22 protein-coding genes and 1 tRNA gene are annotated in these 20,024 nt (G+C 62.4%); 8 read left to right on the plus strand and 15 right to left on the minus strand.

Annotated elements, in window-relative coordinates; translation table 11 throughout:
• Positions 1-744: hypothetical protein (locus ACKUUH_RS07615; protein WP_407949293.1), on the plus strand; the 744-nt coding region annotated here is incomplete at its 5' end.
• Positions 745-909: 165 nt separating this feature from the next.
• Here ACKUUH_RS07615 and ACKUUH_RS07620 read toward each other — a convergent pair.
• From ACKUUH_RS07620 to ACKUUH_RS07630, 3 genes are read right to left on the minus strand one after another with little or no spacing between them, the layout of a single operon-like run.
• Positions 910-1,197: a helix-turn-helix domain-containing protein gene (locus tag ACKUUH_RS07620; protein ID WP_407949294.1), complete on the minus strand. Its 288-nt coding sequence runs from the start codon at positions 1,195-1,197 to the stop codon at positions 910-912.
• A gap of 2 nt (positions 1,198-1,199) precedes the next feature.
• On the minus strand, positions 1,200-1,550 hold the full coding sequence (locus ACKUUH_RS07625; protein ID WP_407949295.1) for a type II toxin-antitoxin system RelE/ParE family toxin: 351 nt from the start codon (positions 1,548-1,550) through the stop codon (positions 1,200-1,202).
• A gap of 35 nt (positions 1,551-1,585) precedes the next feature.
• Entirely contained in the window at positions 1,586-1,927 is a 342-nt protein-coding gene (locus ACKUUH_RS07630; protein ID WP_407949296.1) for a hypothetical protein, read from the minus strand.
• A gap of 467 nt (positions 1,928-2,394) precedes the next feature.
• On the opposite strand from ACKUUH_RS07630, the gene ACKUUH_RS07635 reads away from it, so the two are divergent.
• Positions 2,395-2,841: a PaaI family thioesterase gene (locus ACKUUH_RS07635; RefSeq protein ID WP_407949297.1), complete on the plus strand. Its 447-nt coding sequence runs from the start codon at positions 2,395-2,397 to the stop codon at positions 2,839-2,841.
• Positions 2,842-3,303: 462 nt separating this feature from the next.
• Positions 3,304-3,843, plus strand: a complete 540-nt coding sequence (locus ACKUUH_RS07640) for an outer membrane beta-barrel protein (RefSeq protein WP_407949298.1) — start codon at positions 3,304-3,306, stop codon at positions 3,841-3,843.
• Positions 3,844-4,098: 255 nt separating this feature from the next.
• On the opposite strand, the gene ACKUUH_RS07645 is transcribed toward ACKUUH_RS07640, so the two are convergent.
• Together ACKUUH_RS07645 and ACKUUH_RS07650 are read right to left on the minus strand one after the other, a co-directional pair.
• Positions 4,099-4,908 carry an enoyl-CoA hydratase/isomerase family protein gene (locus ACKUUH_RS07645; RefSeq protein ID WP_407949299.1) on the minus strand — a complete coding sequence of 270 codons (810 nt, stop codon included), beginning with the start codon at positions 4,906-4,908 and terminating at the stop codon, positions 4,099-4,101.
• A 77-nt stretch (positions 4,909-4,985) separates the two neighbouring features.
• The gene (locus ACKUUH_RS07650; protein WP_407949300.1) at positions 4,986-5,324 is read right to left on the minus strand and encodes a PilZ domain-containing protein; all 339 of its coding nucleotides are present in this window, start codon (positions 5,322-5,324) and stop codon (positions 4,986-4,988) included.
• Between the two features lie 160 nt (positions 5,325-5,484).
• Between ACKUUH_RS07650 and ACKUUH_RS07655 the strand changes: the two genes are divergently transcribed.
• Positions 5,485-5,892 carry a DUF6165 family protein gene (locus ACKUUH_RS07655; protein WP_407949302.1) on the plus strand — a complete coding sequence of 136 codons (408 nt, stop codon included), beginning with the start codon at positions 5,485-5,487 and terminating at the stop codon, positions 5,890-5,892.
• Here the strand turns inward: ACKUUH_RS07655 and ACKUUH_RS07660 are convergent.
• The 3 genes from ACKUUH_RS07660 to ACKUUH_RS07670 all read right to left on the minus strand — a co-directional run bounded on the left by ACKUUH_RS07660 (position 5,874) and on the right by ACKUUH_RS07670 (position 7,970).
• Positions 5,874-6,842 carry a glycosyltransferase family 9 protein gene (locus ACKUUH_RS07660; protein WP_407949303.1) on the minus strand — a complete coding sequence of 323 codons (969 nt, stop codon included), beginning with the start codon at positions 6,840-6,842 and terminating at the stop codon, positions 5,874-5,876. The two genes, ACKUUH_RS07655 and ACKUUH_RS07660, sit on opposite strands and share 19 nt — an antisense overlap.
• A gap of 13 nt (positions 6,843-6,855) precedes the next feature.
• Positions 6,856-7,569 (minus strand): S24 family peptidase, encoded by a 714-nt coding sequence (locus tag ACKUUH_RS07665; RefSeq protein ID WP_407949304.1) that lies wholly within the window; start codon positions 7,567-7,569, stop codon positions 6,856-6,858.
• Between the two features lie 324 nt (positions 7,570-7,893).
• A tRNA-Arg gene (locus ACKUUH_RS07670) sits at positions 7,894-7,970 on the minus strand.
• 269 nt (positions 7,971-8,239) lie between these two features.
• Here ACKUUH_RS07670 and ACKUUH_RS07675 point away from each other — a divergent pair.
• From ACKUUH_RS07675 to ACKUUH_RS07685, 3 genes are read left to right on the plus strand one after another with little or no spacing between them, the layout of a single operon-like run.
• Positions 8,240-8,890 carry a DNA-binding response regulator gene (locus tag ACKUUH_RS07675; RefSeq protein ID WP_407949305.1) on the plus strand — a complete coding sequence of 217 codons (651 nt, stop codon included), beginning with the start codon at positions 8,240-8,242 and terminating at the stop codon, positions 8,888-8,890.
• 33 nt (positions 8,891-8,923) lie between these two features.
• Positions 8,924-9,820, plus strand: coding sequence for a thermonuclease family protein (locus tag ACKUUH_RS07680; RefSeq protein WP_407949306.1), 897 nt, complete (start codon positions 8,924-8,926; stop codon positions 9,818-9,820).
• A gap of 32 nt (positions 9,821-9,852) precedes the next feature.
• On the plus strand, positions 9,853-11,331 hold the full coding sequence (locus ACKUUH_RS07685) for a M48 family metalloprotease (protein WP_407949307.1): 1,479 nt from the start codon (positions 9,853-9,855) through the stop codon (positions 11,329-11,331).
• Between the two features lie 5 nt (positions 11,332-11,336).
• Here the strand turns inward: ACKUUH_RS07685 and ACKUUH_RS07690 are convergent, their stop codons facing one another.
• The 7 genes from ACKUUH_RS07690 to ACKUUH_RS07720 all read right to left on the minus strand — a co-directional run bounded on the left by ACKUUH_RS07690 (position 11,337) and on the right by ACKUUH_RS07720 (position 18,362).
• Complete coding sequence (locus tag ACKUUH_RS07690; protein ID WP_407949308.1) at positions 11,337-12,233, minus strand: RNA polymerase factor sigma-32; 897 nt, start codon at positions 12,231-12,233, stop codon at positions 11,337-11,339.
• A gap of 203 nt (positions 12,234-12,436) precedes the next feature.
• A complete protein-coding gene (locus ACKUUH_RS07695; protein ID WP_407949309.1) occupies positions 12,437-13,513 on the minus strand; it encodes a CarD family transcriptional regulator in 1,077 nt (358 codons plus the stop codon).
• A gap of 8 nt (positions 13,514-13,521) precedes the next feature.
• Positions 13,522-13,647, minus strand: coding sequence for a hypothetical protein (locus ACKUUH_RS07700; RefSeq protein ID WP_407949310.1), 126 nt, complete (start codon positions 13,645-13,647; stop codon positions 13,522-13,524).
• Positions 13,648-14,025: 378 nt separating this feature from the next.
• Entirely contained in the window at positions 14,026-14,364 is a 339-nt protein-coding gene (fdxA, locus tag ACKUUH_RS07705) for a ferredoxin FdxA (RefSeq protein ID WP_407949311.1), read from the minus strand.
• Between the two features lie 62 nt (positions 14,365-14,426).
• On the minus strand, positions 14,427-14,894 hold the full coding sequence (locus tag ACKUUH_RS07710; protein ID WP_322313549.1) for a TerB family tellurite resistance protein: 468 nt from the start codon (positions 14,892-14,894) through the stop codon (positions 14,427-14,429).
• Positions 14,895-14,950: 56 nt separating this feature from the next.
• Entirely contained in the window at positions 14,951-15,352 is a 402-nt protein-coding gene (locus ACKUUH_RS07715) for an RNA-binding S4 domain-containing protein (protein WP_407949312.1), read from the minus strand.
• Between the two features lies 1 nt (position 15,353).
• Positions 15,354-18,362, minus strand: a complete 3,009-nt coding sequence (locus ACKUUH_RS07720) for a helicase-related protein (RefSeq protein WP_407949313.1) — start codon at positions 18,360-18,362, stop codon at positions 15,354-15,356.
• 358 nt (positions 18,363-18,720) lie between these two features.
• Here ACKUUH_RS07720 and ACKUUH_RS07725 point away from each other — a divergent pair, with 358 nt between their 5' ends.
• Positions 18,721-20,013: an acyl-CoA dehydrogenase family protein gene (locus tag ACKUUH_RS07725; RefSeq protein ID WP_407949314.1), complete on the plus strand. Its 1,293-nt coding sequence runs from the start codon at positions 18,721-18,723 to the stop codon at positions 20,011-20,013.
• Positions 20,014-20,024 lie beyond the last annotated feature (11 nt).

Below are 20,024 nucleotides of genomic sequence, written 5' to 3' on the forward strand. Positions count from 1 at the left end.
CTTCAATTGACGGACTCTACTCAAATCTGGAGGAAGTTCAGGGGCTCACGTCACGATCAGCAGTTTTGGGAGCTGTTGGTCAACTGGCCTTCATCCAGGAAGTCAGTGCTGCGTTGGTGGTCGCATTGTCTCAATCCGACTGCAAAACTACATTTAATAGCAGACTTCATGGCCAATGGAGACGTGATCGACCATGGCGCTGTCATGGACGTTGCAAGAGCGCTCGTTGATACGCCACTTCCCGACAGCCCTGTTGTGGTCGCGCAGATAGACAAGATACTTACTTCTATCGATGTAAAAGACCCGTGGGGCTTCTATGCGAAGGCATGGATTCTTTCTAAGTACGGCACAGAAAAGCAGATTATAGACCTGCTCGGCGCCGAGGTTTCGCTGTGGTCAAGTCAGGAGCATCTCTCTCGAATGGTGGCCGGATTCTATCCGCGTGTAGCGGGAACGGTGGAACAGTCAAAATTTGAGGCAATACTGAATCGCTCCGGAAACGCTTGGTCTCAATCAGTTCTAGCCTTCCACAGAGATCTTCTTACAACCGCTGTAGGCTATACCGCCATTAAAGACATTGCTCTTGCACCCAATACGTCAATGCCTTCGGCTATTTCCCATGCAAAGTATCTAACAATCTTGTCACTGTTGAAGAACCCAACGATATCCGGCTCGCATGGCCTTATAAAGACTAAGCATGCGAAGGCATTGGCGGTTCCTTTTTATGCCAAATGGGTTCCTTAACTAAAAGAAGGGCGTTAAGGGCATTAGTTGAGAAATCATCTTCCCTGAACAACTCCCGCCCTCTGCGACCACGCCGTCCACAAATCCTGCAGCGGGTCTTCGATCTCGCCCGCGCGCTGGATCACCTCGTGGGCGCTGGCGCTCCGGCGCGAGGAGAGTGCCCCCTCAAGCCGCCTTCTTCAGTTTCATTTCCACCTTCAGCCCCGCGCGGCAGGCGAGTTTCGTCAGCATGTCGAGACTGAAGCTTTCGATCTGTCCCCGGAGCATGTTATTGAGGCGCGGCTGCGAGATGCCGAGCCGCTTCGCGGCTTCCGCCTGCGTCAGTTTCCACGCCGCCACCCGGTCGCGCAGCGCGATGAGCAGGTCCGCGCGCAGGCGCATCGTTTCGGCTTCCGCCTCGTCCTTCGCAAGCGCCTGCCACACGCTGTCATAGACCTTCGGTTTCGTCGTCATACTCAACTCCTTTCGCGCCGTCTTTTCATCAGCGCCTTGTACCGTGCCGCCGCAATGCCGATGTTCCGCTGCGGCGTTTTCTGCGTCTTTTTCGCGAAGGCATGGAGTACATAGACAGCCTCCTCGAACTTCGCGACATAGATGACACGGAACTGTCCATCCGCTCCGGCAACCCTTATCTCGCGCACGCCCGGCCCGATGGTCTTCATCGGCTTCCAGTCGTCGGGATCGCGGCCGAGTTCCACGAGGTAAATCTGGAAGCCTGCGGCCTCGCGCGCCGGTGGCGGAAAAGAAAGCAGTTCGCCGAGCGTATCGCCCTCGAAAACGGCCTGCTTCTTCTTGCTCGTGGTCATGTTAAACTGATTATATAACTATTTGTATAATTTAGTCAACGATCCGCGCGCCGGTTTCCCGCCCTCTGCGACCAAGCCGTCCACAAATCCTGCAGCGGGTCTTCGATCTCGCCCGCGCGCTGGATCACGTTGCGCGCGCGCTGGCGCTCCGGCGTGACGCCGTTTCCCTTTCCCGTGCCTTTCGCGCCGATGCGGTCGCGCTGCGCGGCGGCGGTCATCAGTCTGCGGAGCATATCGAGGCGCCGGGCCAGGTCGTCTCGGCGCGCCGCCGCCGCCGCGCGGGCGGCGTCCTGCCCAAGCGCGGCTTCCGCCTCCGCCATGACGGCTTTCGTGCCCGCAATGAAGGCGAGCGCCTCCTCGTATTCCCCCTCGCTCATGACGCGCCCGGCGGCGCGCGCAACCCCCGCTCCCCCGAATCCGGAGCCGGGGACAAGAAAAAGCGCCATCAGGACCACAAAAAGATATGCCCGCCTCACTTGTCCTCCCCCTCGCGCGCTCCCGCGCCTCCTCATGCACCCGCCACCCGCACCCGGGAATCTATGTGCCCGGCCGGGGACAAGTCTCCCCGTCCCGCCGCCCCGCGTCGAGCCCCTTGAGCGGGGTGCCCGAAACCGGGGACAAGATTTTTCGCAGGCCCCGCCGCAGCGTCCGCAAGGCCCTTTCAGGCCGTTTGTAACAGTTCGATGACATTTCGATGACAGTCTGGCCCCTTTATCCCCGCCTCCGTTCATTCGCGAACGGGGCGCGGGGCGCCCGTGAACGGTCATGCGGTCTTCCCGCCGCCGCCGAAATGCCTAGACTGAGCCCCACAGCCATTCCCGAAAACAGGTTTCCGCGAGTTCCCATGTCAGAGACGATTGCGCCCGAAAAACATTTCGACCGGGAGGCCGGCAAGGACGGTCTCGGTGAGTCCCTCGGTATCGTCCGTACACTGTATATGGACAAGGAGACGGGCCGCGCCGCCATCGAGGTCGAGGCCGAAATGCGCATGTGCCATTCGGGCGGCGTGGTGCAGGGCGGCTTCGTCACCGGCTGGATCGACGCGGCCATGGCGCGCGCTGCCATGTGCATCACGGATTTTCAGCAGACGCCGATGTCGCTCGAAATCAAGGTCAGCTTCTTCGCGCCCGCCACGCCCGGTCTTCTCGTCGCCGAAGGCTGGATCGAGCGGCGCGGCCGTTCCACCATGTTCGCCGAAGGCAACCTGAAAAATGCGGCGGGCGACATCATCGCAAAAGGCACCTCCACCATCCGCATGATGCCGCTCATCGACATGAGCAAGAAGAAGTAGGCAATACAGCCTCTCGTCCCACCCTCCCCTCGGGGAGGGTCGAGCGGCTGCAAGCCGTTCGGGGCGGGGGGACGGTGGCGCTCAGCCCCCGCCCCGAAAAATTCTTCGCAGGCTCGAATTTTTCGACCCGCCCCCAGGGGCGGGTGGGAGCAATGGCTCAACACCCTCCGTCAACGGATCATTTAGCGCGGGCGCTGATTCCCTCCACGCCTCGCCTTTTCAACTCCACTCACACAAACTGTTGCATTGCAGTCACGCAACCGTGACAAACGATGCAGCCTGCCGTGCTTTCCATAATTTCCCGTCGCGAAAAGTGCTTGTGGCACAGGCACTTTTCCAATTGTGGCGGCAATTCGGCAGGGATGCCATGCAACGGCCACTTGCGGCGGCGGGATTGTGGGGCCGATAGTCGCGCCGGGCTATACGGGGGGCTTCGAATAACGAAACGAGGCTCTGTCGAAAATGAAAACCGCAAATCGCATTCTTTGTGCCGCCGGCCTTGCGCTGGGTCTCGCCGGCTTTGCCAATGGCGCGGCGGCCCAGTCGGCCGGGGCATCGGGCGACGCCAATCTCTACAACCAGACCGCTTTCCAGCGCGGCCTTTATGTGGGCGGTGGCCTCGGCTGGGGCTGGGCGGATGACGACGACGACTGGACCTGGCGCGGCATGGCCGGCTGGCGTCTCAATCAGTATCTCGCCGTGCAGGGCTTCTACGCCGATCTCGCCGACATCACCGTCGGCGGCGTGAGCGACAATGTCGACACGTATGGCGGCGAGCTTCTCGTCTCCTGGCCGGTGTCCAACGACTTCGCCGTCTACGGCAAGGGCGGCATCCACAATTACGACCGTCCCGGCGACGACCGCAAGACGAGCTGGCTCGGCGGTGCGGGCGCGGAGTTCGCCGTCGCGGAGCGCACCTCCGTGCGCACCGAGTGGACGCATTACGACATGGACTCCGACAGCGTGGACGAGCTCAGCGCCGCCCTCGTTTTCGGTTTCTGATCCAGCGAACGAGACCCGTCCGGCGGGGGAGATGCATGGGCGGGCGAGCGGCCGCTTCGCGGGCAGCGAAGCGGCCGTTTTCGCGCGTGAAAAGTCGTTGGGAGAGAGGGGATTCTTTCTCCGGCGCCTTTTCTCCGCTTTCACCATAGATCGTCATGGCCCGCTTTATGCGGGCCATCCACGTCTTTGCGAGGCGAGCGACAGAAAGACGTGGATGACCCGGACAAGCCGGGTCATGACGCGACTTGGGGGTTCTCAGCTATTCGTATATTCAGGCGCGCGCTTGCCGAGAAAGGCGGAAATGCCTTCGCGAAAATCCTTCGTCTGTGCGCAGAGGATCTGGTTGCGGTCTTCCATGGCGATGGCCGCTTCGAGGCTTCCCGCATCGACCGACATGTTGAGGCATTCCTTCGTCAGGCGCAGGCCGAGCGGCGAGGTCGTCAGCATCTCGTCGATATAGGGCTGTGCCGCTTCCTCCAGCTTCTCGTCCGCCACCACCTCCGACACGAGGCCCACGCGTTCGGCGCGTGCCGCATTGATGAAGCGGCCCGTCATCATCAGTTCCGACGCGAGCGACACGCCCACGAGACGCGGCAGGAAATAGCTCACGCCGATATCGCAGGCCGACAATCCGATCCTTATGAATGCGGCATTCATGCGCGCGCTCGCGCCCGCGATGCGGATGTCGGAGGCGAGCGCCAGCGCGAAGCCGCCGCCGCAGGCCGGACCATGCACCAGCGAGATAATCGGCTGCGGGCAGCGGCGCATGCGCATCACGATTTCGCTGATGCGGCGCTGGGAGACGAGCCCTGCCTGCGGGCTGCCGCTTGCGCCGCTGTCGTCGCGGTTCGAGCGGTCCTTGAGGTCGAGGCCGGCGCAGAAGGCGCGGCCCGCGCCTTTCAGCACGACGACGCGCACGGAATGATCCGTGTAGAGCCTTCCGAAATAGTCCTGCAACTCGTCCACGAGTTCGGGGTTCATCGCGTTCAGCGCGTCGGGGCGGTTGAGCGTCACGCGGTCGACCGCGCCGTCCTTCTTCACGATGAGCGTCTTGTAGGCGGTCATGGCGTCCTCCCTGTTTCGATTGCTTTTGAGGGAGCCTAGCGCGTGGGTCCGCGCGCGCAACTGACGCAAGGTCGGCCTCAGCCGATATGCGCTTCCATTTCCTGCTGGATTGCGAGCGGCAGGTCGAGCCAGCGCAGCGCCAGCGCGCCCGCGGGGTCGAGGCGCATCACCTCGGCAGCAAAGGCGAGCTTTCGTTTGTCGCCCGCCCAGTAGAGATGCCCGCTCAGGATGTTGCCGATCGCCACCGCTTCCGCGAAGCCCTCGATGCAGGCGCCGCCCGCCGACCAGTCGCGCGCCCTGTGCGCATAGCCGCCGATCTCGACCATCAGCACGGGCGCCGAGGCGCGCGCGGCCTGGCGCTCCTCGGGCATGTCGTTTCCGCGCAAGTGGTCGAGCAGTTTCGAGATCAGGGACATCGGCCTCCGGTGGCTCGTTCGGCTTCGCGCCAATCTTCGGCGCGGGGCGGCTCTCCCGCAAGCGGAGATTGGCGTTAACGCATTTCCGCCGTGCCGGATGACAAGCCCGGTGCGCTTGCGCTATAGCAGGCTCATTCGTCACGCAAAGCCCGGAGCTTCCATGTCACAGAAAGACGCCAAGCCTGTCATGATCGAGGTCGGTCCGGGCGAGCTCATCGACAAGATCACCATTCTGCGCATCAAGTCGGAGCGGATGTCGGATGCGGCAAAGCTTGCCAATGTCCGGCACGAACTCACCGTGCTCGAGAATGCGCGCAAGGCGAATCTCGAGGACAGCGCGGAGATGCGCCGCCTCGAAGGCGAGCTGAAGGCGGTCAACGAGGCGCTCTGGGTGATCGAGGACGATATCCGTCAGTGCGAGGCGGACAAGGATTTCGGGCCGAAGTTCATCGAGCTCGCCCGCTCCGTCTACAAGCAGAACGACAAGCGCGCCGCGATCAAGAAGGAGATCAATCTCCTCACGGGTTCGGCGATCGTCGAAGAGAAGTCCTACACCGAATTCGAGTGATCGGCGAGGCGGCGTTCCACCTCGTCGAAGACGCGGGGCACGGGGAGCGCCGCGAGGTCGTCCACCTCGATGGCGCCGAAATTCTCCGTGAGAATGCCGGTGCGCTCCGCCGGCATATGCGATCCGAATAGCGCAAGCCCCGCAACGCCCATATGCGCGGCGAGGTGGCTCGGCCCCGTGTCGTTGCCGATGACGAAGCGCGCGCCCTTCAATATCCCGGCGAGTGCCGACCAGTTCGTCTTCTCGATGCAGGTGCCGGGAATGGCGCGTGCGAGTTCCACCTCGTCGGGGCCCGGCGCCGTCACGACCGTCTCGCCCGCCGCGATCAGGCGCGCCGCGAGTTCCGCGTAATGCGGCCAGCGTTTTTGCGGGTGGCGCGCGGAGCAGCCGGGCACGAGCACGATATAGGGCGCCGTCACGCAAGCTGCCGAGAGCATCCCGCTCACATCGTCGGCGAGCCATGAGACGTCGGGCTTGCGCGTGTGGCGGATGCTCAGGCCCGCATCCTCCAACTGTCCGGCGAGACGGTCGAGCGTGCGGATTTTTTTCGGGTCTTTCGCGCGGTGCGGGTGGCTGCATCCCTTCGCGGTGCCGGACCAGCGGCGGTCGTTCAGCATCCATTTGAAATAGAAGGCCGTGCGCTTCGAGTTCTGCAGGTCATAGACCATGCCGGCATCGAGGCCGCGCAGCTTTTCGCGCAGCGCCAGCATCCGGTCGATGCGCCAGCGCGGGGCGCGTTCATCGACGATCACCTCGTCCACATGCGGGCAGCGCGCAAGGATCGCGCGGTAGGCGGGCATGGTCAGCACGGCGATGAAGGCGTGCGGATGGTTCTCGCGGATGTCGCGCAGTGCGCCTTCCGCCTGGATCACGTCGCCAAAGGCGCCATGCTTGATGACGAGAATGCGTTTCGCGTCGCTCGCGAAGGAGGCGGGGGAGGGTGAGGTCATTTTCGGCGTTCGCTCACATCCGTCCGCTGCGCCAGATCACGCGTCCCAGGATGTTCAGGTTGGCGGCGTCTTCCTTGCCGATTTCTTCCGGCGGGTAGCGGGTGGCGTTGTCGCTCGAGACGATGACGCTGCCGCCGATCTTCATCTGCAGCCGCCTCACGAGAAGGGTGCTGCCGATCGTCAGAACATAGATGCCGCCGCCGCGCGTTTTCGGTTCCGAGGTGTCTGCGAGCAATATGTCGCCTGCGGAGAATGTCGGCATCATGGAATCGTCCGGCATTTCCACGGCAAGCAGGCGCGCCGGGTCCGCTTTCAGTTCGGTCTCGATGAAGTCCCGCCGGAACGCGATCGCATCGAGCAGCGAGCGTTCTTCCACCCGCATGCGCGTGCCGCTTGCGCTCTCGACGATGTGCAGCGCATAGCGCGGTACGAATATGTGCGACCCGGCCTCGTTGCGCGCAAGTTCGGGTTGGCCCCGTTCCGCAAACCCTCTGTCCGGTCCGCGGACCGATGCCACGCTCTTCCGCATCTCGCCCTGTCCGGTCAGCACCCAGTTCATGTCGAATCCCTCGCCCGACAAATGCGCAAGCACATGGGCGTTCGGCGCAGCGTTCTCCAATTCGTAGTTCTGCCACGTCGTTCCGGACACGCCGACTCGCTTTCCCATGTCCTTTTGAGAGAGACCAAGAAATCTTCGTATTCGCGTGAGGCGCTCGGCAACACTCATATGCGATGGCCGCCCGTCGAAAAGACTAAAGAGTGCGCCCGAAAATCGGCTGAAAACCGCGAAAAAACGCGTATTTTTCGAGCAAGGACAGGATACGTAACTCCGTACGCCGCTTGGCGTAGGCGGAATAGCCAAGATTTCTTGTTGACATACACAAAGATATCTTTGTATTCATGATTTGGAACGTACCAATAAAGTTATACAACCTGGGCCGAACGCCGCCAAACCCTCACCGTCGCGCTGGAGGAGAAAAATGGGCCAATCTCCGTTCAAATTGAACTTGCAGCTGGGCCTTCGGCTGGATTCTTCGGCAGTTGGAGTGAGTGGTGACCTCGGCGCGATTCGAACGCGCGACCCTCAGATTAGGAATCTGATGCTCTATCCAGCTGAGCTACGAGGCCTCAAAAAGGCAAGCAGTGCCGTGGGAAAACGGGCTGTCGCGCTGCGAAACCTAGGTCAGCTCTTCCCGCGCTGCAATAGCCCCCTGCAGACGGGATGCAGCCGGGCCAAACTTCGTTCTTTGCATCTATCTCCACTTTGGCCTAAATATCTATGGATACGCTCTAAGGTTGACGCAGGTTGTATAGTCTTGCTTGAAACACGTACAGATTGCGCCGAAGCGCCAGACGAACAGGGGGACGCCGCGCCTTCCGGAAGGCGAGGTGCCTGAATGCGTGTCCTCATTGTTGGCGAGCAGCCGATCTTTTGCGAGGGGCTTTCCTCGATAACGAAGCGGCTCTATTCCGGTGCAGAACTCCGGGTCGCGGCAGGGCCGCGCCCGCTTAATGGAATAGATACGGGCCTTGCGGACCTCGTCCTTTTTGACGCCGGCAGCGGCGCTTTGTCGAACATGGAAGTGTTGAGCGACTTCGTGTCGAGGACGAATGGCAGGATCGCCGTTTTCAGCGACAAGAGTTCGCCCGGCTTTGTGCGCGAAGTCATGGATCTCGGTGTTGCGGGCTTCATTCCCAAAAATCTGGGCGTCAATCTCGTCGAGAGCGCGCTGCGGATGATTGAAATGGGCGGGCGCTACGTGCCGGACATCCTTCTGACTGCGGAGGCGGAGGGATTCGCCGAGCCGTCCAGGGCGTTTCTTGGCGCAGGGCAGGACAAACTCACGCCTCGCCAGAGAGAAGTGCTCCAGGAGCTCGGCAAAGGCCGCTCGAACCAGGAAATTGCACGGGTACTCGGCATCTCGATCGCGACGGTCAAGCTGCATGTCAACGCGATCCTGCAGGCGCTCGGTGTGCGCAACCGGACCGAGGCCGCCATCATCGCTCTGCGAAGCGAGTCCTCGCCGCGCGTGGGAGATTCGATCTGAAACAAGGGCAAGCCGAAGGCGGATGGTGACGGAATGGTCCTGCGTATAGTTGTGGGGCGCCTGCCGCTTGTCCGCCGCTTTGCTCTTCTCATTTTTCTCGCTGCACTCGCCGCTCCCGGCATCCATGGGGACGGTGTTGCCTTTGCTTCCGAGTGTTTGCTGGAACAAGACGAGGCGACATCCGTCGTTGCATCCGTCATCGATGGCGACACACTGGTTCTCGAAGATGGCCGAGAAGTCAGGCTGACGGGAATCCAGGCGCCTAAACTGCCGCTCGGGCGGTCGAACTTCGAGGCGTGGCCGCTGGCCGACGAAGCGCGCGATGCCGTCGCCGACCTCGCGCTCGGGAAGCTCGCGATGCTCCGGTTTGGTGGAGCGCGTATGGACCGGCACAAGCGCGTGCTGGCGCAGGTCTTCATCGCGCGTGAGAACGGTGGTTTCGGCTGGCTGCAGAAGGAGATACTCGGGCGGGGGCTCGCACGTGTCTATACGTTCAGCGACAACCGGGCCTGCAGCGAAGAGCTTCTGGAGGCGGAACGAGCGGCGCGAGGAAAAGCCCTCGGCATTTGGGCGAAGGATTTCTACGACATTCGTGACGCTGCCGATGTTCCGGTTCTTCTGGAACGCATCGGGCGCTTTGAACTTGTCGAGGGGAGGGTGACGTCCGCCGCGCTCGTGCGTGGAAGGCTGTATCTCAATTTCGGCGACGACTACCGGGAGGACTTCACCGTGACAGTTCAGGAGCGGGACGTTAAGCTTTTCGGAACGGAAGAGCCTTGGGCATCCTTCCTTACCGGGGCTGAAGCAGCAGATGCCCGGGCCCTTGCGGGAAGGCGGGTCCGGGTACGCGGATGGCTCGACCGTTACAACGGTCCGGAAATGGAAGCGACGCACCCGGAGCAAATCGAATTCGTCGGCGGTGCCGGATGATATACCGGTGTTTCGCCGGTAAGCGGGGGTAGATGTTGAGACGCTCTGTTGCTGCGGTGTTCGCCAGCCTTCGCGCAATCCCGCTTGCCGCGTGTCTCCTTGCCGCGGCTGGTTGTGCGACCAATCCCGCGACGGGCGAACGGCAGCTTGCGCCGATCATGTCGGCGGAACAGGAAGCTCGCGCGGGCGCCGAAAACCACCCGAAGATTCTCAAAGCCTATGGCGGCGCTTACGGGGATGAGAAACTCGGCAGTTACGTCGCGGGCATCACAGCACGAATCGTCAAGGCGACGAACCGGCCCGACGGTCCCTACCGTGTCACCATACTCGACAGCCCTGTCGTCAACGCCTTCGCTCTGCCCGGCGGCTACGTCTATGTGACGCGCGGGCTGATGGCGCTCGTCAACGACGAAGCAGAACTCGCGGGCGTCATCGGTCACGAGATCGGGCACGTCAACGCTCGCCATTCGGCGCAGAGGCAGACGGCAGCGCTCGGAACCTCTCTGTTGGGCGCGGTTCTTGGAGCGGTCGTCGGCAGCGACGCGCTCAACCAGATTGCGGGGCTGGGCGGTCAGGGTCTGCTCGCCAGCTATTCACGCGATCAGGAATACGAGGCGGACATGCTTGGCGTTCGTTATCTCGCGGGTTCTGGTTACGATCCTTATGCGGCGGCGGGTTTCCTCCAGTCCATGGGTGCGCAACAGGCGCTCAATGCAAGGGTACGCAACGCAGAATACGACGCATCGCGCAACGACTGGCTGGCGAGCCACCCTGGAACACCGGATCGCATTGCGGCCGCTGTCGAACATGCGCGCGCGACGGGGGTGGCGCCGGGGCAAAACGCGCGAAATCGCGACATCTACCTGACCGCTATAGACGGCATGCTCTATGGTGACGATCCGAAAGAGGGGGTGGTGCGCGACCGCGAATTCATCCACCCCGACATGAGCTTCGCCTTCAATGCACCGCCGCGCTTTGCAATTACCAATTCGGCCCGTGCGGTGCTTATCGAAGGGCCCGACGGCACGGTGGCGCAATTTGACGGGGCAAAGAAAGCTGCCGGGGTGGAGATCGGGGCTTATTTGTCGAACGTCTGGGCAAGCGGTGTCAGGCTTTCGTCGATCGAGCGCTTCTCCGTGAACGGCATGAAGGCGGCGACGGCGACCACGACGATAGGCAAATACAATGGCCGTCTCGTCGCCATTGAATACGCGCCGGATCAGGTCTACCGCTTTCTGACGGGTACGTTGCCGCAGGCGGGCAATCGCTATGACGCTGCGCTCCACTCCCTGGTCATGAGTTTCCGGAAGATTTCGGCGGCAGAAGCGCGCGCGGTCAAGCCTCTGCGTATCTCGGTCGTGACGGTCCGCAAGGGCGATACGGCAGAGACGCTCGGGCGGCGAATGATATTTTCGGATTTCGCGGCCGAGCGCTTTCGGGTGTTGAACGGACTTGACCCGAACGCGCAGCCGGTGGCCGGACAACGCGTGAAGATCATCGTCGCGGAATAACTCTCTCAGACGAGAAGGCCGGCTTCCTCCGGATTGGGGACTTTGCTCAACAGCGCGTCTCTCAGCTTCCGGAGCGCGGCGTGCTCGATCTGGCGCACGCGCTCCTTCGAAATACCAAGCTGCGTCCCCAAGGTTTCGAGAGTGACCGCATCGTCGCGAAGGCGGCGTTGCCTGATAATGGTGAGTTCGCGCTCATTCAGGCTCTCGAGAGCGCTTTCGATCCACCTGGATCTCTGCCTTCCATCGTGCTCTTCCATGACTTCCTCGTCCGGCAGAGGCCTGTCGCAGGGCAGGAGATCCTGCCACTCGGTGGTGCTTTCCACCGAAGTACTGTCGGCAACGGTCGCATTGAGGGAGCGGTCGCCGTTCATCAGGCGTGCGTCGATCGTCTCCACGTCTCGCGTGCCGACGCCGAGCCGCTTTGCGATGAAAATCCGGTCTTCTTCCGTCAGATTTTGCCGCGTTCCGTTGGCGATGAGCGCGCGCAGACGGCGCAGGTTGAAGAAGAGCGACTTGTGCGCCGCTGTCGTTCCCGTCCGGACGATCGACCAGTTGCGCAGGATGTAGTCCTGGATTGCCGCACGAATCCACCAGCTCGCATAGGTCGAGAAGCGGACACCGCGATCCGGCTCGAAGCGGGCCGCAGCTTGCATGAGGCCTACATTGCCTTCCTGTATGAGGTCGCCATAGGGAAGGCCGTAGTTGCGGAACCGCGTGGCCAGGGAAATGACAAGACGCATGTAGGCACGTGTGAGTTCGTGCAGGGCGTGCTCATCCTTTTGTTCTTTCCACCGGCGAGCGAGTTCGAATTCGTGGTTTTCGTCGAGGAGCGGCACCGTCATCGCGCTCTTCATGTAGCGACGGTTGGCCCGCTGGGTTTCTGGCGTGTCCATATGTGCCATCTCGGTCTCCCCTGCTGGATGTGGGGCTCGTGTAGCGCATCCTGGTTTTTCTACGTCTCAGTCTCCGTTTGAGATCAACTCGACAGCTCCGAAAACGTTCCGGTTTCCGCCTTTGTGCGGGGAAGGGCGGTTTCGGTAAGCAAAAAAGGCCCGGCAATCTGCCGGGCCTTTCGAAGCTCAGTTCGCGATGTGCGCCGGGCAGGTTACGCCGCCTCGCTTGCCTCGTCGGATTTCGGTGTCTTCTCGCCCTTCGGCGTTCCCTGAAGGGCCTGCTCCACCCGCTCGATGGCGGCATCCTCGCCAATGCGCTCGACGGCCGCCACTTCGCGCGCCATGCGATCGAGTGCGGCTTCGTAGAGTTGGCGTTCGGAGTAGGACTGTTCCGGCTGCCGGTCCGAACGGTAGAGGTCACGGACCACCTCGGCGATCGAGATCAGATCGCCGGAGTTGATCTTGGCTTCGTATTCCTGGGCGCGGCGGCTCCACATGGTGCGCTTGATGCGGGCGCGGCCACGCAGTGTCTCGAGCGCGGAGTCGACGACGCCGGCGTCGGAAAGCTTGCGCATGCCAACGGCTGTCGCCTTGTTGGTCGGAACCCGGAGCGTCATCTTCTCCTTGTCGAAGTTGATGACAAAAAGCTCCAGCCTGTGGCCGGCCACTTCCTGCTCTTCGATTTCGAGGATCTGGCCGACGCCATGCGCCGGGTAGACCACGTATTCCTTCGCCTTGAAGTTCGGGCGCGGCGCTGCAGGTTTTGCAGGCTCGGGTTTCGCCTTCGGCGCTTCCGGCTTTGCCTGCTTCGCCTCGGCGGCTTCCTTCGCTGCTTTCGCGGCGTCGGCTTTGCGTGCATTTTCGGCGCGGCTTTTGGCCGCCGCCATCAGCTTGCTTGCCGCATTGCTGGGCGTCGTCTTGGCGGGCTTAGCGGGGGCGGCCTTTGCTTCCGGCTTTGCCGCGGGCTCCTTCTTCTTGGGAGCGGGCTTTGCGGGAGCAGCTTTCGCTTTCGGCTTCTCGGCGGCCTTCTTTGGCGCGGCGGCCTTGGCGGTTGTCTTCGGGGCTGCCTTGCTCTTTGCCGGCTTCGCCGTCCTGGCTGCCGTTTTGGGCGCGGCCTTCGCCTTCCCGGCGGGGGCTTTCGCCTTGGCGGGAGCGGCCTTCGTCGCTTTGGTTTTGGCTGCCGCCGTCTTGGCGCGCGCCTTGGCCGGCTTCGCCGCTACCTTGGATTTTGCGGGCGATTTTGCGGGTGCAGACTTGGACTTGGGTGTCTTGGTGATTTTGCTCGCCATCGTCTTTCCTATACCCAGCCTTTCTCGTTTCCGAAGGCCGGAAGCGGCGGTATGCCCTCTTCACGGCTCAGCATTTCATGCCCGCAGATACGCATCTTCATCGTCCAGCCGTCGAAGACCTGCAGGCGGGACATTATCCCGCCTCCCCATAGTCATCGAACAAGAAGACCGACATCGACGGCGGCACCAGCGCCTTCCAGGAAGGCTCGGGGCCGGGACCTTTCAACGTCCTGGACGAAGTGCGGCCTTCCATCGGGCTCAACATCTCCAGCCCTGTCGACAGCTAACGGCTAGCCACCTCGAGCCGGAAGATTGGTTAGACGCTACCGGCGCATCCTTAGAACTTTAGGTTTATGCGCCTGCATTCGCGGAAATTCCTGTGCGACATATATAGCACAAAGGCCCGCCCTTTGGAAGGACGTCCGCAGAAAAGACAGTTAACACAGGAGGATAGGCGCTCTTCTTCGCAGTTTCCTGCGCCTTTCGAGGGGCTTGCGAGCCTCTCGATCGGGTCAGTCGCCTTCGCCCGCCTCGGGGCTGAAATGCTGCTCGAACTTGCCCGCGACGCCCTGCCAGTCGTCGGCATCGGCCGGCGGTTCGCGCTTGATTGTAATGTTCGGCCACTTCGAGGCGTATTCGGTATTGAGTTCCAGCCATTTTTCGAGGCCCGGCTCGGTATCCGGCTTGATGGCTTCGGCCGGGCATTCGGGCTCGCAGACGCCGCAATCGATGCATTCGTCAGGATGGATGACCAGCATGTTTTCACCCTCGTAGAAGCAGTCCACGGGGCAAACCTCCACGCAGTCCATATATTTGCAGCGGATGCAGGCGTCGGTCACGATATAGGTCATCGCACTCTCCAATGGCGCCGCCGCATCGCAGCGAACGCTCCTTCCGGGGTTTCCCCCTTTGCTTATCCTTGCTTACGGGGCGGTATGCCGAGCCGGGCGATGACACGCTGGCGCGCCTGCCCGGATTCGCGATCGGGAACGTATATCAGCCCCGCGATGCGCCGCAACAAATTGGCTTCGTAGTCGTCGAGAACGCCGTCCGCGTAAACGACTTCCCACATTTTCTCGATCACCCCGACACGTTCTTCTTCGCTATAGGCCCGCTTGATAGCCTGGGTCCAGCGATGGAGGTCGAGCGTTTCGGCTTCTTCGCCTTCGGCCTCCTTCACCAGAGAGAGCACGGCTTCGGGCGTCAGGCCGAAGGAATCGGCTGCGATGCGGCGAATGGTTTCCCGTTCGTCCTCTCCGAACCGGGCGTCCGATGTCGCCGCCCTGATGAGTAGTGCGACAACCGCCACCTGGAGGTCGCCGAATTCCCTTGGCGCGCTCTCGGGGTTTCCGAGCAGAAAAGATTTGAGCCGGTCGATCATGAGTATTTTACCTATAGGCGCCGGAAGAATTATTCAAGCACGTAGAAAAGTGTGAATTATCCGCCGTTCCCGCGGAGCATTTCGGTCTGCCGTCTCTCTTTTTTTGTAGGGCGTCCGGAGCCCGGTTCACGCATGGGTGCTTGTGGTTCCGAAGGATCGCTTCGGGACGACAGCGGCGCCGGGGGATCGAGATCCTCGTAGAGCGATTGCGCTTCGGGCGCAGGACCACGGCGCTCGGCGAGAAAGAGAACTTTCACCACCCGGATATGGGGCCCGAGCGGGAATGTCAGTGCATCGCCCGGGCGAATGGCTCGACTTGCTTTCGAAATGCGTTCGCCATTGACCCGGACGCGGCCGGACTGGACGAGGGTGGCAGCCAGCGAACGGCTCTTCAGGAAACGGGCGCACCAGAGCCAGCGATCGATCCGCTGACCAGGTTGACCCATCGCATCGCTCATGTCAGGAGCCGTTGCCGCGCACGCGTTCCTTGAGGGCGGCGAGGGCAGCGAAAGGCGAATCCGGATCGGGTTCGCGCTCGCGCGGTTTCCTGTCCGGCTTCGCGGGAGGGGGGCCGGGGCGACGGTCCCGGCGCTGCGGCTTGTTGCCCTGCGCTTCCTGTTCGCCATCACGTTTTTTCTTGTCGTGGCGCGGCTTCTTGCGATCGCTTTCGGCTTTGCCGCCGTGACGCTTGCGGACGGGACGCCAGATTTCCATTTCGACCGGCGCTGCGGCCGCTTCGGCGATGCCGGGCGCGGCGGGCTCTGCCTCGGGTGACGTTTCGGAGGATGCGGGCGCGCTTGCCTGTTCTTCAGGTGCCGCTTCGGCTTCGTCTGCGGCCTCAACGGAGGCGGAGACATCCGCTGCCGGCATTTCTTCCGGGCTTCCGGCAGGGGTGGGCTCTTCCGGTGTTTCCGCGGCACTCGGCGCGGAAGCCGTCTCTGCCTCTGCGCCCTGCTCCGCAGCCGGTGCCGCCTTGTTTTCCTTCGGCGTTTCCATGACCGGAGGCGTCACGGTTTCGACCTGCGAACGGTAGCCGAGACCCCGAAGGAGGCTGGCGAATTCCTCTCCCGAACATCCGACGAGCGACATCATGTCGGGCGTGACGATGAAGCCGCCATTGTAGGTGCGCGCAGCGATGACCGGACGGATCAGGTCGGCAACGCGCTCGAGCATGTCGAGGCGGACAGCGCGAACACCGCAAACACGGAAGCCGACGGTTTCGTAGAAGCCTTCCGGTGCGGCCGGATCGGCGGGCACGGAGGTAAGGCCGGGTGTCGGTGGCGCGGGCAGGTTTTCGAAGGGCTCGCTCTCTGCCGCCGCATTGCCAAGCGCCCAAAGCGTCAGCCGCAAGCGGGCCGGCGCCGGCTTGAGAAGAACCGGCATGAAGATCGAATAAGCACCGAAGCGCACGCCATGCTTGCGTAGCTGGCCGCGCGCCGCCTGGTCGAGCGCGCGCACGTCTTCGGCAACGCTTTCGCGCGTCAGAGCCCCGAGGTTTTCGACGAGCCGGAATGCGATGCCCCGCGCGAGGCCTTCGATATCCGCGGCATCGCGCAGCGAAACGAGTGGCGCAAGGATGTTTGCAATGTGCATCTTCAGCCAGGCATCGAGGCGTGTCTGCACGGCCTCGCGCGCCGGACCGTTCAACTCCTCGCCTGCCACGAGTTCCACGCGTGGCGACAAGATGCTGCCACTGCCCCGGAGTTCGGCGACGGGGTGTCCCGCCCAGAGGATGCGTCCGTGCTCGGAAAGCGAAATGTCCGCATCCGGCGCCGTGACGAGGCGTTGCGCGCGACTTGCGATTTCGCCAGCCAGTGCCTGGGCTGCCGCATTGCGGAGCACGCGGCCTTGCTCGCCCTCGGCCCGTGGATCGGGCACGAAGACAAACCCCTGCAGGTGTCCGACATATTCGCCTTCAACCAGTACTTCGCCGTCGCCGTTTACTGCCGTCATGAGATCCTCGTTCTGGCGCAGCCGCCTCATCAATACGCTGGTTCGCCTATCGATGAACCGCTGCGTCAAACGCTCGTGCAGAGCGTCGGACAGCCTATCCTCTATCGCACGCGTGCGCTCTTGCCAATGCGCAGGATTGTGCAGCCAATCCGCCCGGTTCGCCACATAGGTCCAGGTGCGGATATGGGCAAGGCGGGCCGCCAGTATATCGATGTCGCCGTCGGTCCGGTCGAGGCTCCTCATCTGGCGATCGAGCCAGTCGTCCGGTATGCGCCCGGTCCCTTCCGCCGACGAGGTCATCAAAAAAAGGAAAAGACGAGTCAGGAGGCCCGCATGTTCGCTTGCGAGCGTTTTGCGGAAGTCGGGAACCTGGGCCACCTCCCAGAGGCGCCTGACCGCGGAAGCCGAGCGCAGACAGGCATTGACGTCGGGGTCGCGCACCATGCGGGTCAGCGCCTCCAGATCGTCGCCGACCTGCGCCCTTGCCAGCCCCGGCCTTGCGGGGGCCGCTTCGAGGCTCTTCATCAATGCCGCGACGCTCGAAAACTCGAGATGGGGGTTGCGCCACTGAAAGAGGCGCTCGGGTTCGAACTGGTGGTTCTCGATGCGGGAAACGACCTCGTCAGGGAGCGCGGTGGCGTCACCCGTGATACCGAAGGTGCCATCGTTCATGTAACGGCCGGCCCGCCCGGCGATCTGGGCGAGTTCGGACACCTGCAGGGGCCTGTGCTGACGGCCGTCGAATTTCTGTGTCGAGGCGAAAGCCACATGGTCGACATCCATGTTGAGGCCCATGCCGATGGCATCGGTTGCCACCAGAAAGTCGACCTCGCCGGACTGGTAGAGCGCGACCTGCGCGTTTCGGGTGCGTGGGCTCAAGGCGCCCATTACGACGGCTGCGCCGCCGCGCTGGCGGCGGATCACCTCGGCGATCGCGTAGACCTGATCGGCGGAAAAAGCGACGACGGCGGACCGGCGCGGCAGGCGCGTGATCTTCTTCGAGCCCGTCCATGACAGTTCGGAGAAACGGGGCCGGTTGATGAAATACGTGTCGGGCAGGAGTTTCTGGATGAGGCCCCGCGCGGTTTCGGAGCCGAGCATCATGGTCTCGGAATGACCGCGCGCGCGCAACAGGCGATCCGTGAAGGTGTGGCCCCGTTCGCGATCGGCGGCGAGCTGAATTTCGTCCACGGCGAGGAAATCGACCTCGCGCTCGAGCGGCATCGCCTCGACCGTGCAAATGAAATAGCGGGCGGAAGGGGGGAGTATCTTCTCTTCGCCTGTGATGAGGGCGACGTTGCGGGCGCCCTTCACTTTCACCACCCGGTCATAGACCTCGCGGGCGAGGAGCCGGAGCGGGAGGCCGATCATGCCGGTTTCGTGCCCCATCATCCGCTCGATCGCGAGATGGGTCTTGCCGGTGTTCGTGGGCCCCAGAACGGCCGTAATGCGCCGGCGTTCCGCGAGGCGGTCCCGGGTCTGGCCGGAGGTGTGCTGGGGAGACGGGGTGCTCATGTTTCGAGGCGCACCTTCCGCGCAAAGCAGGTGCGATGCAAGGCCGTCCAGGCATTAACCGTTGCGATATTAAGGAACGGAATATTGCACGAACGAACCGGGTCCGAATCGGCGACCGGACGATTTTCCACCTTCGTTCACGGCTAAATGTTGTGTCCACACAATGGCTTAGGCGGATGAAAGGTTAACGGAAAAAATCTGGAGCCCTTCCGCAGCGTCGCGGCGGCTGTCTCGCAGCGGGGCCGGTCCCGCGCCCTTTCGGATAATGGACCGCGGTCTATAGTGTCGGGATCGACATTGTGCAACAGCGCCGCCGGGCCCGCCCAAGAGGCATGCGGCAATCGCGGGAGGTAAATCGATGGACTTCAGAATTCCCAAGGAGATTACCGACTATCTGGGTGTGCTCGACGATTTCATCGAGAAGGAGATCAAGCCGCTTCAGGCGCAGGACGACAATGAGCGCTTCTTCGACCATCGGCGCGAACATGCGCGGACCGATTGGGACAATCAGGGTCTGCCGCGCCATGACTGGGAAGAACTTCTCGGCGAGATGCGCCGGCGCGCGGACAAGGCCGGCCATCTGCGTTATGCGTTGCCGGCGGAGTATGGCGGCAAGGACGGCACCAATCTCGGCATGGCTGTGATCCGCGAACATCTGGCGGCGAAGGGGCTCGGTCTCCACAATGATCTGCAGAATGAAAGCTCGATCGTCGGCAATTTTCCGACCGTGCTGATGTTCCGCGATTTCGGCACCGAACAGCAGAAGAAGACGTTCATTCCCGGCTCACTCGACGGGTCGATCCGCGTCGCCTTCGGCCTCACGGAGCCCGATCACGGGTCGGATGCAACCTGGATGGAGACCCAGGGCCGCCGCGAGAAACGCGACGGGGTCGATGGCTGGGTCATCAACGGCCGGAAAATGTGGAACACCGGCCTTCATGTCGCCACGCACGACTTCGTGTTTGCGCGGACGAGCGGCAAGGATGGCGATGCGCTGGGTATCACCTGCTTCATCGTGCCCATGGACACGCCCGGCGTCGTGGTCGAGGAATATCTCTGGACCTTCAACATGCCCACGGACCACCCGCTCGTTTCATTCAAGAATGTCTGGGTGCCGGAGGGATCCTATCTCGGCGATCCCGAGCGCGGGCTCGAGCTTGCCCAGCATTTTGTCCATGAAAACCGTATTCGCCAGGCGGCATCGAGCGTCGGGGCGGCACAGTTCTGCATCGACGAGAGCGTGAAATATTCGAAGAAACGCAAGCCGTTCGGCAAACCTTTGTCGGTCAATCAGGCGATCCAGTTTCCGCTGGTCGAAGCGCATACCGAAGCCGAGATGATCCGTACACTGATCCACAAGACGGCATGGCAGATGGACCAGATGCCGAAACCGGATGTCGCAAAGTATCTCTCGGACAAGGTTTCGATGTGCAACTACCGGGCGAACCGCCTCGTTTGCGAGGCGGCCGATCTCGCCATGCAGGTTCATGGCGGCATGGGTTACTCGCGCCACAAACCTTTCGAGCACATCTATCGTCACCATCGCCGCTACCGCATCACCGAGGGTTCCGAGCAAATCCAGATGCGCAAGGTGGGCGGTCATCTTTTCGGAATGATCGGCGCTCGCCGGCCCGCGAAGGCGGCTGAGTAGGGATCACGAAA

The organism is Parvibaculum sp. (assembly GCF_045863935.1).
Taxonomy (GTDB): Bacteria; Pseudomonadota; Alphaproteobacteria; order Parvibaculales; family Parvibaculaceae; genus Parvibaculum.

What these genes read in the sequence shown, in the direction of transcription:
- ACKUUH_RS07665 (WP_407949304.1), bottom strand. Translation starts at nt 7,569, where the DNA reads ATGAGTGTTGCCGAGCGCCTCACGCGAATACGAAGATTTCTTGGTCTC.
- ACKUUH_RS07635 (WP_407949297.1), top strand. Translation starts at nt 2,395, where the DNA reads ATGTCAGAGACGATTGCGCCCGAAAAACATTTCGACCGGGAGGCCGGC.
- ACKUUH_RS07645 (WP_407949299.1), bottom strand. Translation starts at nt 4,908, where the DNA reads ATGACCGCCTACAAGACGCTCATCGTGAAGAAGGACGGCGCGGTCGAC.
- ACKUUH_RS07660 (WP_407949303.1), bottom strand. Translation starts at nt 6,842, where the DNA reads ATGACCTCACCCTCCCCCGCCTCCTTCGCGAGCGACGCGAAACGCATT.
- ACKUUH_RS07715 (WP_407949312.1), bottom strand. Translation starts at nt 15,352, where the DNA reads ATGAGCGATGCGATGGGTCAACCTGGTCAGCGGATCGATCGCTGGCTC.
- ACKUUH_RS07725 (WP_407949314.1), top strand. Translation starts at nt 18,721, where the DNA reads ATGGACTTCAGAATTCCCAAGGAGATTACCGACTATCTGGGTGTGCTC.
- ACKUUH_RS07690 (WP_407949308.1), bottom strand. Translation starts at nt 12,233, where the DNA reads ATGGCACATATGGACACGCCAGAAACCCAGCGGGCCAACCGTCGCTAC.
- ACKUUH_RS07680 (WP_407949306.1), top strand. Translation starts at nt 8,924, where the DNA reads ATGGTCCTGCGTATAGTTGTGGGGCGCCTGCCGCTTGTCCGCCGCTTT.
- ACKUUH_RS07720 (WP_407949313.1), bottom strand. Translation starts at nt 18,362, where the DNA reads ATGAGCACCCCGTCTCCCCAGCACACCTCCGGCCAGACCCGGGACCGC.
- ACKUUH_RS07655 (WP_407949302.1), top strand. Translation starts at nt 5,485, where the DNA reads ATGTCACAGAAAGACGCCAAGCCTGTCATGATCGAGGTCGGTCCGGGC.
- ACKUUH_RS07710 (WP_322313549.1), bottom strand. Translation starts at nt 14,894, where the DNA reads ATGATCGACCGGCTCAAATCTTTTCTGCTCGGAAACCCCGAGAGCGCG.
- ACKUUH_RS07630 (WP_407949296.1), bottom strand. Translation starts at nt 1,927, where the DNA reads ATGAGCGAGGGGGAATACGAGGAGGCGCTCGCCTTCATTGCGGGCACG.
- ACKUUH_RS07640 (WP_407949298.1), top strand. Translation starts at nt 3,304, where the DNA reads ATGAAAACCGCAAATCGCATTCTTTGTGCCGCCGGCCTTGCGCTGGGT.
- ACKUUH_RS07650 (WP_407949300.1), bottom strand. Translation starts at nt 5,324, where the DNA reads ATGTCCCTGATCTCGAAACTGCTCGACCACTTGCGCGGAAACGACATG.
- ACKUUH_RS07695 (WP_407949309.1), bottom strand. Translation starts at nt 13,513, where the DNA reads ATGGCGAGCAAAATCACCAAGACACCCAAGTCCAAGTCTGCACCCGCA.
- ACKUUH_RS07685 (WP_407949307.1), top strand. Translation starts at nt 9,853, where the DNA reads ATGTTGAGACGCTCTGTTGCTGCGGTGTTCGCCAGCCTTCGCGCAATC.
- ACKUUH_RS07675 (WP_407949305.1), top strand. Translation starts at nt 8,240, where the DNA reads ATGCGTGTCCTCATTGTTGGCGAGCAGCCGATCTTTTGCGAGGGGCTT.
- ACKUUH_RS07625 (WP_407949295.1), bottom strand. Translation starts at nt 1,550, where the DNA reads ATGACCACGAGCAAGAAGAAGCAGGCCGTTTTCGAGGGCGATACGCTC.
- fdxA (WP_407949311.1), bottom strand. Translation starts at nt 14,364, where the DNA reads ATGACCTATATCGTGACCGACGCCTGCATCCGCTGCAAATATATGGAC.
- ACKUUH_RS07620 (WP_407949294.1), bottom strand. Translation starts at nt 1,197, where the DNA reads ATGACGACGAAACCGAAGGTCTATGACAGCGTGTGGCAGGCGCTTGCG.
- ACKUUH_RS07700 (WP_407949310.1), bottom strand. Translation starts at nt 13,647, where the DNA reads ATGTCCCGCCTGCAGGTCTTCGACGGCTGGACGATGAAGATGCGTATC.